The organism is Rudaeicoccus suwonensis (assembly GCF_007829035.1).
Classification (GTDB): Bacteria; Actinomycetota; Actinomycetes; order Actinomycetales; family Dermatophilaceae; genus Rudaeicoccus; species Rudaeicoccus suwonensis.
Genome location: NZ_VIVQ01000002.1, coordinates 333,995 through 348,410, shown reverse-complemented (window position 1 = coordinate 348,410; position 14,416 = coordinate 333,995). Strand labels below are relative to the sequence as shown.

Sequence of the window (14,416 nt, the reverse complement as noted above, 5' to 3'; positions counted from 1 at the left end):
CAATCCGCGTCCCGGCCGCGTCAGATCGTCAGCGACGCCGGGACCGGCCCACGCTGAGCGTGGAGAAAGTGCAGAAGGTTGGCGAAGCCGCGTGCGTCGTCGATCGCGCGATGGGTGTGTGTGACGTCGCCGAGCCACTTGGGTGGCAGGCTCGGCGCAGCCAATTCCGCAGGCGGTTGGCCGGTGAGCGCTGCTGTGTACGACCGCAGACAGAGCGCGGGTCCGTCAAACAGCCGGTCCGTTTCGTACGGCCCCTGTGCCAATGCGTAGTTGGTGAAGCGGCGCAGGTAGTGGTCCATCCACGTTCCGTCGAACGCCAGTGGGGCGGCCGCGAATGCGCGCTTGCCCGGGAGCTCCCTGATCCACCGGATCCAGTCGCTCAGCACCTCGACGATCGGCCGCGGGTCGGTCGTCGCGGCCTCCCACGTGCCGGCACACGAGTCGAACCACTGCTTCGTGTCGGGATGCGGAGCAGATCCGGGCAGCGGTTCGAGCACTGCCTCGAACTCACCGAAGGTCCGACCGTCCATAGTCGTCGCGACCGATGCGAACGACCGCATCGAGTTGGCTCCTGGCCACGGTCCGTCGGTTTCGATGTCGGTGATGATCCAGGTCCACTCGTCGCGATGACTCATCCCGCGAGCGTAGGGCGTGGACCGTCGTTACGAACGCGATCGCGTGGCGCGCAGCACCAAGTCCTGGGTGTGATGCGCACCGGCGCCCTCGCGCACGTCGCGATTTCGAACGGCGTGCTCGACGATCTGCCACGAGGCCGATTCCATAGCAGCCGCAACCTCGTCCACGCTGACGAAGTCATCGGGGTCGAAGCCGTGCTCCAACGCGCGGTCACGGTCGAACTCCACGTGATGCACCATCAGCAGAGTGCCACCCGGTGCGACCGCGTCCAGCAGGTCCGTCATCGCGTCATCCACCTTGGGCAGCGCCGGATAGAAGGCCGACACCAGGTCGAAACTCTGCGACATACGTGTCAGGCCGGTATGCCGGAAGTCGATCGTCACACCCGCGGATTCGGCTGCGGCGCGGGCGCGTTCGAGCGCAACGGAAGACGGGTCGAGCGCTGTCACCTGCCAGCCCTGCTGCGCCAGCCAGATCGCATCGGCGCCTTCGCCGCAACCGACATCCAGGGCTGTGCCCGGTGTCAGTCCGGTGACCTCGGCGACGAGAGCCTGGTTCGGATTGCCGCTCCAGATGCGGGATTCCTCGGAATAGCGAGCATCCCAGTCGGCGGCCATGTGCCCATGCGGGGCGGAGTGATCAGTCACCGCACCATCATCGACCACTCAGCCGGTGACCGTCACCGTGGTCGGCGCAGACGCATAGCCGGTCCAGGTCCCGTGGCTACCCGGGAAGCTCAAGTACGCGCGGTACGTCGCCCTACCCACGCGTTGTTCCCTTATATGTGCGGTGACGGTGCCACTCGACTGATCGGGCAGGCGTCGGCAGGCGACATCGACCCACTGGTTGCGGCTGTGCTGGTGCTGGATGCACAGGACCTGGGCCAAACCCGCCGTGTCCCCGCCGCCGATGGCCTGCACGGTGACGCTCGCCCCGACGCGAACGTGACCCGGGCTGGCCGAGATGGTGACACCGGATTTCGCCTGCGCCGCTGCCACCGGGCCCGCGACGAGCGCGGCGCAACTGAGGAAGGCGACTCCGGCGAGACCCGCGACGCGAGTGTGATTGCGGTGTGACATGAAAACCCCCGAGCGAGTTGTGCGGACTGCGTACGTGTGCAAGACGTCGCAGCCGCACGCTCGGTTGGCTCCGAGTGGCCGAAGCAGGCGGTCCGCCCAGCTCGGTCAGGCGATAGTGAACTCGCCGAGGTCGTCCCAGTGGTCGCCCTCCATCAGCACGTTGCGCACCTTCGGCGTCGCCTGGACGTATTGCGGCAGATCGCGCTGGGCGGCCTTGAAGTGATCTGAGGTCACGTGCGCCTCGGCGGCGTCGTCCTTGAAGGCCTCGATGAGGATGTACTCGTTCGGGTCGTCGACGCTGCGCGACCACTGGAAGAACAGATTGCCCGGCTCGGCTCGCGTGGCCTCGGTGAAATCGCGGCTCAGCTCGACCCACTGATCGGCATACTCGGGCTTCACCTTCCACTTCACACAGATGAAGATCATGTCGTCCTCCTCGTCGGGTAGCGGCGCCGGCCGCGTATGTCGGTGCGACCTCAGCCTGGCACGGCTGCGGCACGCGCGGGCAGGGCGCTTCTCGCCCGGTGACAAGGCCGTCCGCAAACGACCGACGCGGCCTGATCGGCCTGCCTATGGTGGAGGCATGAGCATCGTGGACGACGACGTCCGCAACCGCGCCGGATCAGTGCACCGCACGCTGCAGATCCTCGAGACCGTCGCGGCCCGCGGCGGGGCCAGCGCGAAGGAGATAGCCGAGGCCATCGATCTGCCGTTGCCGACCGTCTATCGGTTGGTCCGTGAACTGCTCGACTCCGAGTATCTCGTGCACATCCGCGAGGAGCGACGCTTCGAACTCGGTTACAAGCTGCACGAATTGGCGCTGAGCCTGCACCAGCAGATCGGCGTGCCGAGAGCGGTCCGTGGCGAGATCGCTGCGCTGCACGAGCGACTCGACGCTGCGGCATACCTCGCGGTGCACCGAGGCTCGCAGATCGTGGTCGTGCACACCGTCGACTCGCCACGAGCTCCTCGGCTGACGCCGATCGCGTTCGGATTCCACGAAGCCGCGCACGCGACGGCGCTCGGCAAGATCCTGCTCGCCGACATGGACGAAGAGCAGCGTGACCGGCATCTGGGCGAGGAGCCGTTCCGTCGTCACGGCCCGGGCACGATCACCACTCGGCATGATCTGGATGTCCAGTTGAGGGTGGTCGCCGACAGCGGAATTGCTTGGGAGATAGAAGAATTCGAAGCGGGATCGATGTGTGCCGCAGCAGCGGTCCGGGGTGCGAGCGGGGTGGTGGTCGGATCGGTCGCGGTCTCGTCGACGACCGAGCGATTCGAGGCGCGACGACCGGAGGTCGAGCGCGAACTACGCCTGACTGCCTCGGCGGCTAGCCGCTACTACCGCTCCGGCCACACTCGCTGACACGCCTGCCCGACCGGCCTGCCGGTGCCGTTATCGCGCGGTGAGAACGACCGTTGGGTGGGCTCCCGAGGCTGCCTAGTATGACGCAGATCACACTCAGCTCAGGAGGCAGCGATGGCCGACGACGCAGACACCACACACGGGATCAGTGGTCATACCCGGACGAATCTGGTGAAGCTGCTGCGGGCGGCATACCCGCACGAAGGCATCCCGGACGACCCCTACGAACGCACCGCCGACGTGATCCTGGCCCAGCTGGACGCCTCGCTGTGGCACCGGCTCGCGCTGGTGCGCGGCCTGGAATCCCTCGACGAAGCAGCCGACGGTGACTTCGCCGCGCTCGACGACGAGGCTGCGGGAAAGGTGCTGCAGAAGATCGCCGATGCGGAGTTCTTCGTGTTCATCCGCGGGGTCGCGGTCACCACGCTGTATGACGACCACGAGGTCTGGGAGCACCTCGGATATGAGGGTGAGTCGTTCTCCAAAGGCGGTTATCTGCACCGCGGCTTCGACGATCTGGACTGGCTGCCCGATCCACGCATCGAGGAGTACGACGGGCCCGAGCGGTTGGTCGAAGTCGCCGAGCACGACCTGCCGAAGGAGGCGTAAATCATGGCTGCGCAAAACGGAAACCCGATCGGTCACGACGAGCCCGCAGTGGTCATCGTCGGTTCCGGTGCCGGCGGCGGGACGCTGGCCTACGAGCTGACTGCGCGCGGCATACCGTGCGTCGTACTGGAGGCGGGGCCCTATCTGACCCCGGACGACTACGAGAACGACGAGTGGGCTGCGTTCAACCAGATGGCGTGGCTGAGCAAGCGCGTGTCGAGCGGATCCTGGCGCGTGGCAAGGGATTTCCCGAATCTGCCGGCGTGGATCGTCAAAGCGGTCGGCGGTTCGACGACCCACTGGTCGGGTGCGACGCCACGCTTCAAGGACTACGAGTTCAAGACCAAGACCTACTACGGCGGTGTGCGCGACGCGAACCTGCTGGACTGGCCGATCACCCTCGGCGAGCTTGCGCCGTACTACGACCGCGCGGAGCGCGCGATCGGCTCGACCCACCGGCATGGCCGGCCGCCGCTGCCGGCGAACAACAACTACAAGGTCTTCGCCGGCGGAGCTGAGCGGGTCGGTTACCGCTTCTATGCCACGGGTCCGTATGGCACCAACGCCGAGCCGTATGACGGCCGCCCGGCCTCGGTGCAGGACGGCTTCAACTTCCAGGGCGACAAGCAGTCGGCCAAGTGGTCGACGGCGGTGCGGGAGATCCCACGGGCGCTGTCGACCGGCAAACTCGATCTGCGAGCTGAGGCACAGGCGGTGCAGATCACCCACGACGCTCGTGGGCGGGTCGACGCGGTGCTCTACTTGGACAAGGACGGCAATCTGCATCGGCAGCGCGCCACGATCGTGTGCGTCGCGGGCAATTCGATCGAGTCGCCGCGCCTGTTGCTGATGAGCGCCTCGGCGATGCATCCCGACGGTCTGGCGAACTCCTCCGGGCAGGTGGGCCGAAACTACATGCGCCACATGACCGGCTCGGTCTACGCCCGCTTCGACAAGCCGGTGCGGATGTACCGGGGCGAGACGATGGCCGGCATCGTGGCCGACGAGGCGCGGCTCGACACATCTCGCGGCTTCGCCGGCGGATACTACTTCGAAACGATCTCGCTCGGTCCGGCGTTCCTCGCCTCCTTCATCGAGCCAGGCGCGTGGGGGCACGACCTGACCGACCTGCTCGAGGCCTACGCCAACACCGCAGGCCTGTGGATCGTGGGAGAGGACATGCCCCAGGAAACCAACCGAATCTCGTTGCACACCAGCGAAGTTGACGAATGGGGGCTGCCGGTGGCTGATGTGCACTACGACGACCACGCCAACGACCTGGCGATGCGAGAGCACGGCTATTCGCGGGCCGATCTGCTCTACGAGAGCGTCGGGGCGCTCGGCACCCACCACACCCCGCCATACCCCTCGACCCACAATCTCGGAACCTGCCGGATGAGTGCGCGACCGCAGGACGGCGTGGTCGATGCCTTCGGTCAGGCGCACGACGTGCCGGGATTGTTCGTGTCGGACGGCTCGGTGATGACCAGTGGTGCCGCGGCCAATCCGACCCTGACGATCGTGGCGCTCGCGATCCGGCAGGCCGAGTACATCGCGGATCAGTTGTCGGCAGGAGGGCTCTGAGACGGGCGCGTGGTAGCGGTCGTCAGACCGTGCGGCAGAAGGTTTCCGCGCGGGAGGCGACCGCGACCGGCCCGTGTGCGAGGGTGGAGGCATGAGCGAAACCGTGACGCAGGAGTCCGCCCCACCGCGCTTTGAGATCACCACCGATGACGGTGTCGCCGGATTTGCGCAGTACGTCGACCACGACGGGCAGCGCATCTTCTTCCACACCATCATCGAGGACGCCTACAAGGGACGCGGTCTGGCCGGGACGGTCGTGCACCAGGCTCTCGACGCCACTCGTGCCGACGGTCTGCGGATCGTGCCGGTGTGCTCTTTCGTCAAGAAGTATGTCGCAGACCACCATGACTGGGACGACCTCGTCGACCCTGTGACGTCTGCCGCATTGCAGGCGATTCCCAGCAGTACCAGCTGATTTCCCTGATTCGCCGGTACTCGGCCGCGGTCAGAGAACGCCCTCAGACCGCAGGCGTGTCCGGCGCGATCCAGGTGATCTTGGTGAACCCGTAGGCATCGCAGGCGCTGTGCAGGTCGCCGAACACCAGTGACTCGTTGCGCAGCAGGAGGCCCTCACCGGTGTCATGGCCAGAAGCCACCACGGTCGTCTGCACCATCGGCCGCCGCGCGAGCAGTGTTGGCATTTCGGCGGATTCATCGTCACCCCTGACGAACAGCACTGCATCAGTTGCTGTCGCGGTGCCTCGGCTGGTCGCATAGACGACGAACCGGCGCAGGCCGTCGGTCGGCAGTTCCAGTGACACGTCGACCTGAGCCGCGCCGAAGCCGGATTGCCGCCGTCGCGCGATTCCGATGATGCGACGCACGGAGGTCGCGAATTCGATGGCGCCAGTGTGTCTTTCGACCACGTATCCGAGCGTGACCGGGATTCCGGTCGGCACCGCAAGACGCAATCTCAACTTGTCGCGGCTCTTGCCTGAGGGCGTGAGCAGCGCAGTCGGGTCGCCGTCCACCTGCAGCTGGTGATGCGCAACGCCCTTGGACGCAGCGAGATCGGCCGCTGGTGTGACGACCTTGTCAGCAGGCTGGCGCGAGAACGCCGGGCGATTGGGCACTGACATGCGGTCGCGGGGCGGTCCGGCCGGATCAGGTCCGAGGTCAAGGGGATTCGGCTGCGAGGTGGCGAACCTTTCGCGCAGGAAGCGCTCCTGGACCCGTAACTCGCGCTCGTTGTGCTCGGCCTCCGCGCGCTGCACCTCGCCGGTGACCCGATGCAGCAGGCGCAACTGTTCGAGCACCAGCGCTGTGCTCGTGTCGGTGGCAACTCGGCCACCGCCGCGGAAGGCCACGAGCGTGTCGGTCAGGTAGTCGCACACGATGGCTTGCAGGGTCGGGCTGAGGTATTCGCTCGGCGGTGGCGCGGCATCTGCGATAGCCCGTGCGAGCAGCACAGCCTCGGTGGGCAACATGCCGGACAGCGCGTTGGCGATGCGCACTGCGTCATACCCGGCTCGTCGCGGTGGTTCGAGCCCGCCCTTGGGTGTGCGGAGATAGGCGGTGAGTTCGGGTGCCGACCAGCCGCTGAGGTCGACCTTGGACTTTCGTCGTGGGATTCGACGTGCAGCAGCCTCCGGTATGCCAGGAGCGCGTAGCGCATCACGACTGGGAAGGTGTGGTCGAATCCGCTTGTGCGGTTTGCCTTTTGGATCAGCGTCGTCAGGTGGGGCCGGCGTCATACTGCTGGGTGGTCCTCATCCAGGAAGGCGGCGCTGGGCACGAAGTACAGGCTGCCGGTGCGCGGGGTGGAGAAGTCGAGGATCCGGTCGGAGGTGCCGGGAGGCTCGCCGACGAACATGCGATGCAGCATCCGTTCGGTGATGGCAGGGTCCTTGGCGTAACCGATGAAGTACGTGCCGAACTCGTCGGCACCGATCCGGCCGAACGGCATGTTGTCGCGCACGATCTGCTGCTGGTTGCCATCGGCGTCGTCCACCGACGCAAGCGCGATGTGCGCATCAGCAGCCTTGTCCGCATCAGGGATTTCGAGGTCGTTGACCTTGCGACGGCCGATGGCGCGTTCCTGCTCCTCGGTCGAGAGGGCGTTCCAGGCGTCGAGGTCGTGCAGATAGCGCTGCACGATGACGTAACTTCCACCGGCATACGCCTCGTCATCGTTGCCGATCGTGACGGCCGCAACGGCGTCGTCGGCCTCGGGATTCTCTGTGCCGTCGACGAATCCGAGCAGATCACGTTCGTCGAAGAACTTGAAGCCGTGCACTTCGTCGACCACTGTCACGTGGTCCTTCAGCGCGTCGGTGATCAGATGTGCCAGCTCGAAACACAGATCAAGGCTGTCTGCGCGCAGATGGAACAACAGGTCACCCGGCGTCGACACGGCGGTGTGGTTGGCGCCGACGATCGGCTGGAAGGGGTGCAGGCCGCGCGGACGTGGCAGGTCGAACATGCGGTCCCACAGGTGTGCACCGATCCCTGTGACGCAGATCAGCTGGTCGTCGGGCACTCGGAAGGACACGGTGCGGGTCAGGCCGGAGACATTGGTGATGAACTCGCGTACTGCGCCTTCGCTGCCCGGCGCCACCGTCAGGACGAGGAACATCGCTGTCCTGGTCGGTCGGGCGACGATCTGCTGAACGACCATGGAGCTTCCTCTCGTGTGCATCGCGGGCCACGTGGGCCCTCGACGACATTACGGCAGTGAGCCCGAAGTCGCGTGCGAGAGGCCGCGCGCGTGCCATGATCTGGTCACCGGTGACGGGTGTTTCGACATACCCGTCAGGTATGCCGCAAGGGGGAGCGCGCTCATGAAGGTCACTCGAATGCTGTCGGCGGGTGCAGTCGTTCTCACGCTGACAGCGGTCACCGGATGCCGCGCCTCGACCAGGGTCGCCCTGGATGGCGGCATGGTCGACGAAAGCGGGGATGCCGCGTGCACTCCCGCATTGGCCAACGGACTGCAGACGTTCCTGCCGATCGAGATCAAGAACGAGACCGGTTTGACTGCGCATATAACCGGCGTGTCCATGCCGAAGTCCAGCCCGTTCAGGGTCGTCGACTGGTGGGTCATTCCAGTCCCCAAGGCAGAGATTCCGCAGGGAATCGGTACTCCGTGGGCAAAGCCGGGCAATGCGCCGACAGTGGTGGGCGCCGGCAGAGTGGCATTGGTGGCGCTGGAAGTCCGCGCCAAGGATCCGAATGTTTTCAGCCATTGGTCCGACGGCTTCTATGTCGCCTACAAGACATCGCGAGGCGCAGCCGAGGTCACCGCGAAGAGCGGGATCGCCGTCGCGGCACGCGGTGGGTCGTGCCCAGATTTCGCACCGCCAGGAGCATGAGGGCTCCGTCGTAGTCCGCTCAGGGTGTCATCGACTTCTCCGAGTGACGTCGAGACCTCGACGTCACTCGGAGAAATCGATGACACGTCACGGCGCGAGCGGACCACGTTGACGCTACGAGGCGGCGCCGGGGGAGCGGCATACACCGCCCGCTCCGGCGCTCCACCTTCAGTCGCGCGGCGCGGCAGTCAGCGCACCGATGATGCGCGGACGAAGCTCCGAGGCCTCGATGACCGCGTCGACGGATCCGACCTCCACTGCCCGGTGGATGTTGTGGATGCCGTCGAACTCCGCCGCCACCTCACCGATCTTCTCCGCGCGCACGGCGGTGCGCACCTCGGTGAGTTCCGCTGCGACGGAAGCGCGTTCGGCCTGGGGTACCTCACGCAACCGCGTCGCCAGATCGGCCACCCGGGGGTCGGCCGCAGTGCGCGCGTCGACGTCGCGAGCGAAGACGACCGCCGCAGCGGGCGCGCCGCCGAGCACGGAGGCGTAGGAGCCCTCGATCGCCAGCACCGTCATACGCGGGTTGAGCGCCTTGGAGAACACGACGAAGGCGCCACCGTGATAGCGCGAGATCACGCAGAACACGATGCGGCCGTCGAAGTTCACGATGGCCCGGCCGATTTCGGCGCCATACTCCAACTGCAGGTTGCGCATCGAGTCCGGCGAGCCGTCGAATCCGGAGAGGTTCGCCAGCACGACGACCGGCCGGTTGCCGCTGGCGGCGTTGATGGCCCGCGCGGCCTTCTTCGACGAGCGGGGGAACAGCGTGCCTGCGGTGTAGGTCTCTGGTCCGTCCGTGGGCGGGAACCCGCGACGCGGCACCGAGCGCGACTCGATCCCGAGCATGCACACCGGCTGCCCACCGAGGCGGGCATCGAAGACCACTGCCGTCTCGGCATCGGCCATGTCCGCCCACCGCTCGAGCGTCGGCTGATCCTGGTCGGCAAGCGCTCGCATGACCGTACGTATGTCGAACGGCTTCTTGCGGTCGGGATTCGTTGTGGCAGAGAAGATTTCACCGATCGTGGTGAAGTCGCTGTCCGGCACGTCGTGCGGCATCACCGTGACGTCACGGTCGATCGGGTCATTGCTGATCGCCGACCGTGGCGACTCTTCACCACTGGCGCGATAGGTGTAGTCGTAGTGCTGGATCAGCAGGTCACGGGCGCCCTTGAGGTCCGGCGCCCAATACTGCGCCTGCCCGTTCGGACCCATGACGCGGTCGTAGCCGCCGATGCCGAAGTTGTCCTCGGCCGACACGCCACCGGAGAAGTCCAACGACTGCTTGCCGGTGAGCACCATCGCGCTGTCCGGAGTCATCACCAGCACGCCGCGGGTGTGCATCAGCATCGTCGCCTCGGCGTTCCAGTAGGGCTGAGCGCCGACATTGATGCCGGCCACCACGACGTTGATCTCGCCGCCCGCCTGGGTGAATTCGACGATCCGCTTGAGCGCCTTGGCGACCCAGTCCATGTTCTCGGTGCCCGAATCCATCGAGATGCGGGCGCCGGCCGACAGGGCGTACCACTCGACCGGCACTCCCAGCTCGTCGGCGAGGTCGAGCGCGGCGATGATCCGCGAGCACTCGCCCTCGGACACCGCACCGAGTGCCTTGGTCGGATCGCCGCAGAGTATGACGCGGGTGATGCCCTCCGGGTGCAGCGCAGTCGGTGTCGTGACGACGCCCACGACGATGCCGACGGAGTTCAGACCGGGGGCGCGGTCGATCGGAACGAGGCGGCCGGTGTCGTCGAGGTCGTGCTCGACGATGGTGCCGTCAGTGCCGGCGACCATCGCCTGCAACTCGTAGGGGTAGACCGTGCCACGCCGCCGTGCACGCAGCACGGTCTGTGCGTAATCGTCCAGCGGAGAGAGCAATTCGGTGGGTGGCTCCTCGACGCGGAACTGCACACCGGCACCCGGCTGGTAGTAGAACCGTGCCGCCACGGGAATGACCGCGCCGTCCGCGGCCGCGACCCGGCCCTGCGCGACGACCTCGTCGATGCCTGCGCCGACGGTCAACGGGGCGATGCCGCGCTTCAGCGCGGTCAACTGATCGAGCTCGGCGTCGATCGGTGGCCAGATGTGCACCCAGACGTGGTTCATGTCGAGGTGGACCTTCGGCGACCGCAGCGCGGCCCGCCCGCGGCGGATGCCCTCGACGCAGTTGGCGATGGTGCGCTCAATCTGCGGCAGTGACGCCACCGCGCCGAATTCATCTCGCACCACTGTCAATTCGCGCACCTGCGCCATCGCGACGAGGCGCTGGTCGGCGGGGTTGTTCTTGGCGACGCAGTGATAGATGACGACATCCTCGGGCGCGTCGACGCGGGTGATGTCGAACTCCCGCAGCCGCCAGAGGTTGAGTCGGCGCGCCACCATCGGGTGCAGACCGCGCACGAGTTCGTCCTCGTGCAGCGCACCCGACTCGTCGACGGGTACGTCCTCCCCGAACGAGTCCGGCCGGAAAGTGAAGTAGCTGACCGGGCTCTGACCACCGGGGCAGGCGCCGACAGCGATGCGTCGCACATCGCCGGCAACGGGCAGCGACGACAGCGCGCGTGCGAGTTGGGCGGACGCGGCAGCAGGGTCCTCCGGCATACCTGGCCAGGACACGTAGAGATCGACGACTGCCTGGTGATCGTCGGCGCGATCGCTGACCAGCTGGGTCAGTGATCTGCTGAGACTGCTGTCCGGGGTCAGCTCGTCGAACCGGCCCAGGGTGGACACCAGATGCGTCGGGCGCGCGTCGAGCACGTAGTCGGCGATCGCGGCGGGACGGCTGTCGCTGCTCACCGACCGTAGGTGCGTCAGCTCATACTCCCGGTAGTGCCGTTGGATCAGCACCTCCAGCAGCGGCTCGCTCGTGGGCACGCCGTGCTCGAGACGGTCGGCGAGAAAGCTGACGATGCGTTCCGGGATCGCAGCGAGCGCGTTCATTCGCTCAGCACGGTCGATCGTGTTGGGTTCGGTTGCCAGCGCGTCGATTTCGCTGCGAACGCCGGCCAGCAACTCGGTGCGCTCCTGCGCGACGACAGGCTCGTCGAACCAGCGGAAGCGGACGCTGCGCGCCAGGTCACCCGCCGCAGGGAAGCGCACCTGTATGGCGAACGCCAGGCGGTCCAGCGCTTCCCGGATCGGCGCAGCGTCGTCGCCGGTCGGTGCAGGCTCGACCAGCCACCGACGCAGGATGGCCGCGACGATGCTCAGGTCCGGAGCGGACCGCTGCTGAGCCAGGAAGACACGGAAGACGGCCTCCTCCAGCTCGGGAGTGCGGTCGAGTTCGGTGACCCCGTAGTGGACGAGCACCGCCTGCAGCTTGGCGGCGAAGCTGTCCGGCAGACCACTGCGCTCGAGGTCGAGCGTGCGCAGGTAGCTGTGGAAGTACTCCCGTGGGCTGTGCACCCGCAGCTCGTTGCGCATCTCGTCGGCATCGAGCCGGTTGCGGCTCAGGTCGGCGAAGTCGGTGAACAGGCGCAGGAGTTCGACCTCGGCGGTGATGACGTCTGTGCCGTCCGCGGCAGCGGCGTCACGCGCTGCGAGATAGTGCTGCAGCATGTGGCCGTCGTCGTCGGGGGACACGTCGAAGCCGAGCACGACGGCACGCAGGTCCGCCATACCGCGCGCGATCTTGTCCTCGGAAACGTCTTCGGCAGAAGGCAGTTCGAGGTCGACAGCATCTCCGTCGCTCGACGTTTCTTCTTCGTCGCCGATGGGTTCGAGCCGGATCAGCGGAGTGCCGGTCTCGACCTGACTGCCGGCGGACACCGGCAACTCCCGCACGACCGCGGCGAACGGCGCGACCAGCCGGGTCTCCATCTTCATCGACTCGAGCACGATCACGGGCGCACCCGCAGCAACCTGGCTTCCGACCGTCACCGGAGTGGCGACCACCAGCGCCGGTGCGGGCGCACGCAGCACGCCCCCCTCGTCGCGGCTGACCCGGTGCGCAACTCCGTCGACCTCGACGAAGTGCACCGGACCGTGTGTCGCGGTCAGCACCCGGAAACTCTCACCGGCGAGGGTCAGACGCATCCGGTTGCGGCCCATGGCCTCGACGTCCACGTCTGCGACGTGGGGCTCGCCGTCCGCGGTCACGGTCACCCGGAAGCGGTGCGCGCCGACGCGCGAGACCGCGACGCGGTAGGCCCGGCCGCGCAGCTTCAGGTCGATCGGTCGGCCCACCCGGTGCTGCACCTGCGGGCGTCCGCCACGCGCGGTCTGCAGCAGCCGGCTGACCTCGACGAGTTCGTCGTCCTCATATGCCTCGATGCCGGCGGCGATCAGTGCTACGCCCGAATGGCGTTCTGCGACAAGGCGTCCCTGCGCTCGCACCCGGTCGATCCAGCCGGTGTCGGCAGTTGCGTCGAGCACCTCCGGCTGTGCGAGCAGGTCGAGCACGAAGCTCTTGTTGGTCGCGCCTCCTTCGATGACGACAGAGGTCTCGGCGACCGCGCGCGCCAGCCGCGCCAGTGCCTGCTCGCGGGTGCTGCCGTGCGCGATGATCTTGGCGATCATCGAGTCGAAGTCGGCGGGAATCGTGTCGCCCTCACTGACCCCGGTGTCGACGCGGATGCCGGGGCCGGCGGGCAGTTCGAGCAGTTCGATGCGGCCCGGTGACGGTGCAAAATCACGGTCCGGGTCTTCGGCGTTGAGTCGTGCCTCGACCGCATGACCTGCTTCGGCCGGCTTGTCGCCGGTGAGGCGACCACCGGCTGCGACATACAGCTGGGCACGCACGAGGTCGGTGTCGGTGGTGATCTCGGTGATCGGGTGCTCGACCTGCAGCCGGGTGTTGACCTCAAGGAACGAGAACGTCTTGCGCTCCGGGTGATACAGGAATTCGACCGTGCCGGCGCCGCAGTAGCCCACGGCCTGAGCCAGGCGCTCGGCCGACGCCTTGAGGTCGCCGGTCTGCTGGGGCGACAGCAGCGGTGAGGCGGATTCCTCGATGACCTTCTGGTTGCGGCGCTGCACCGAGCAGTCGCGCACGCCGAGCGCCCACGCGGTGTCGTGGCTGTCGGCGATGACCTGCACCTCGACGTGCCGGGCGCCGCTCACCATCTGCTCGAGGAAGACCACATCGCTGCCGAACGCGCGCAGGGCTTCGTCGCGCGTCAGGTCGAAGGCGTCGTCCAGGTCGGCGGCCGAACGAATGACACGTATGCCGCGTCCGCCACCTCCGGCGGAGGCCTTCAGCATCAACGGGAAACCGATGCGTTCGGCCTGGCGGTGCGCCTCCTGCAGGGTCGGCACGGCGCCACCGCTCCACGGCGCGACGGGCACCCCGACCTCTTCGGCGATCAGCTTCGAACCGATCTTGTCGCCGAGGGTGAGCATCGCCTTGGGGCTCGGTCCGATGAAGGTGACGCCGAGGTCCTGACAGCGCTGGGCGAAGCCGGCATCCTCGGCGACGAAACCCCAACCCACCCACACCGCATCGGCTTTCGTCGCCGTCAGCGCTTCGGCGAGCACGTCGTGGTTGAGGTACGGGCGGGCCGCGGCCGGTCCGATGGAGTAGGCCTCATCGGCTTCGCGCACGAACATCGCGCCGCGCTCGCCGTCGGTGTGCAGAGCGATGGTGCGGATCGGCTCGCCGCCGGTCATGGCAGCGTCGGCGTTGTGGTCCCGGACGGCATGGATCAGTCGCATCGCGGCCTCGCCACGGTTCACGATCGCGATCCGTCGAATCGTCCTCAAGGTGGGGTGTTCCTGCACAGATGCCATCCAGCTAGCCTCCCGCGTCGATGCCGTTACTCACCAGTCACTCCGTGTCACGGCGTGCCCGGCCGAGCCAACTCGGCCAGCGCGGAACATGCGTC

General features: G+C 67.0%; 12 protein-coding genes. 5 read left to right on the top strand and 7 right to left on the bottom strand.

From position 1 onward, the window contains the following. Window positions 1-20 precede the first annotated feature (20 nt). The 4 genes from BKA23_RS12840 to BKA23_RS12825 all read right to left on the bottom strand — a co-directional run bounded on the left by BKA23_RS12840 (window position 21) and on the right by BKA23_RS12825 (window position 2,141). Complete coding sequence (locus BKA23_RS12840; protein WP_145229069.1) at window positions 21-635, bottom strand: 3'-5' exonuclease family protein; 615 nt, start codon at window positions 633-635, stop codon at window positions 21-23. A gap of 27 nt (window positions 636-662) precedes the next feature. Further along, a complete protein-coding gene (locus tag BKA23_RS12835) occupies window positions 663-1,283 on the bottom strand; it encodes a class I SAM-dependent methyltransferase (protein ID WP_145229067.1) in 621 nt (206 codons plus the stop codon). 18 nt (window positions 1,284-1,301) lie between these two features. Then, window positions 1,302-1,715 carry a hypothetical protein gene (locus BKA23_RS12830; protein ID WP_145229065.1) on the bottom strand — a complete coding sequence of 138 codons (414 nt, stop codon included), beginning with the start codon at window positions 1,713-1,715 and terminating at the stop codon, window positions 1,302-1,304. Between the two features lie 105 nt (window positions 1,716-1,820). Further along, window positions 1,821-2,141, bottom strand: a complete 321-nt coding sequence (locus BKA23_RS12825) for a putative quinol monooxygenase (RefSeq protein WP_145229063.1) — start codon at window positions 2,139-2,141, stop codon at window positions 1,821-1,823. Window positions 2,142-2,298: 157 nt separating this feature from the next. Here BKA23_RS12825 and BKA23_RS12820 point away from each other — a divergent pair, with 157 nt between their 5' ends. The 4 genes from BKA23_RS12820 (at window position 2,299) to BKA23_RS12805 (ending at window position 5,692) form a co-directional block, all read left to right on the top strand. Then, window positions 2,299-3,084, top strand: coding sequence for an IclR family transcriptional regulator (locus tag BKA23_RS12820; protein ID WP_170226512.1), 786 nt, complete (start codon window positions 2,299-2,301; stop codon window positions 3,082-3,084). Window positions 3,085-3,198: 114 nt separating this feature from the next. Continuing rightward, window positions 3,199-3,693: a hypothetical protein gene (locus tag BKA23_RS12815; protein WP_145229059.1), complete on the top strand. Its 495-nt coding sequence runs from the start codon at window positions 3,199-3,201 to the stop codon at window positions 3,691-3,693. Window positions 3,694-3,696: 3 nt separating this feature from the next. After that, window positions 3,697-5,277 (top strand): GMC family oxidoreductase, encoded by a 1,581-nt coding sequence (locus tag BKA23_RS12810; RefSeq protein WP_145229057.1) that lies wholly within the window; start codon window positions 3,697-3,699, stop codon window positions 5,275-5,277. 91 nt (window positions 5,278-5,368) lie between these two features. After that, window positions 5,369-5,692 (top strand): GNAT family N-acetyltransferase, encoded by a 324-nt coding sequence (locus BKA23_RS12805; protein WP_145229055.1) that lies wholly within the window; start codon window positions 5,369-5,371, stop codon window positions 5,690-5,692. Window positions 5,693-5,735: 43 nt separating this feature from the next. Here the strand turns inward: BKA23_RS12805 and BKA23_RS12800 are convergent, their stop codons facing one another. Next, the gene (locus tag BKA23_RS12800; RefSeq protein WP_145229053.1) at window positions 5,736-6,971 is read right to left on the bottom strand and encodes a hypothetical protein; all 1,236 of its coding nucleotides are present in this window, start codon (window positions 6,969-6,971) and stop codon (window positions 5,736-5,738) included. Further along, window positions 6,968-7,894 (bottom strand): Dyp-type peroxidase, encoded by a 927-nt coding sequence (locus BKA23_RS12795; protein WP_145229051.1) that lies wholly within the window; start codon window positions 7,892-7,894, stop codon window positions 6,968-6,970. Before BKA23_RS12795 ends, BKA23_RS12800 begins: the two co-directional genes overlap by 4 nt. A gap of 163 nt (window positions 7,895-8,057) precedes the next feature. On the opposite strand from BKA23_RS12795, the gene BKA23_RS12790 reads away from it, so the two are divergent. After that, window positions 8,058-8,588 (top strand): hypothetical protein, encoded by a 531-nt coding sequence (locus tag BKA23_RS12790; RefSeq protein ID WP_145229049.1) that lies wholly within the window; start codon window positions 8,058-8,060, stop codon window positions 8,586-8,588. A gap of 168 nt (window positions 8,589-8,756) precedes the next feature. On the opposite strand, the gene BKA23_RS12785 is transcribed toward BKA23_RS12790, so the two are convergent. Continuing rightward, window positions 8,757-14,321: an ATP-binding protein gene (locus tag BKA23_RS12785; RefSeq protein WP_145229047.1), complete on the bottom strand. Its 5,565-nt coding sequence runs from the start codon at window positions 14,319-14,321 to the stop codon at window positions 8,757-8,759. Window positions 14,322-14,416: the final 95 nt, after the last annotated feature.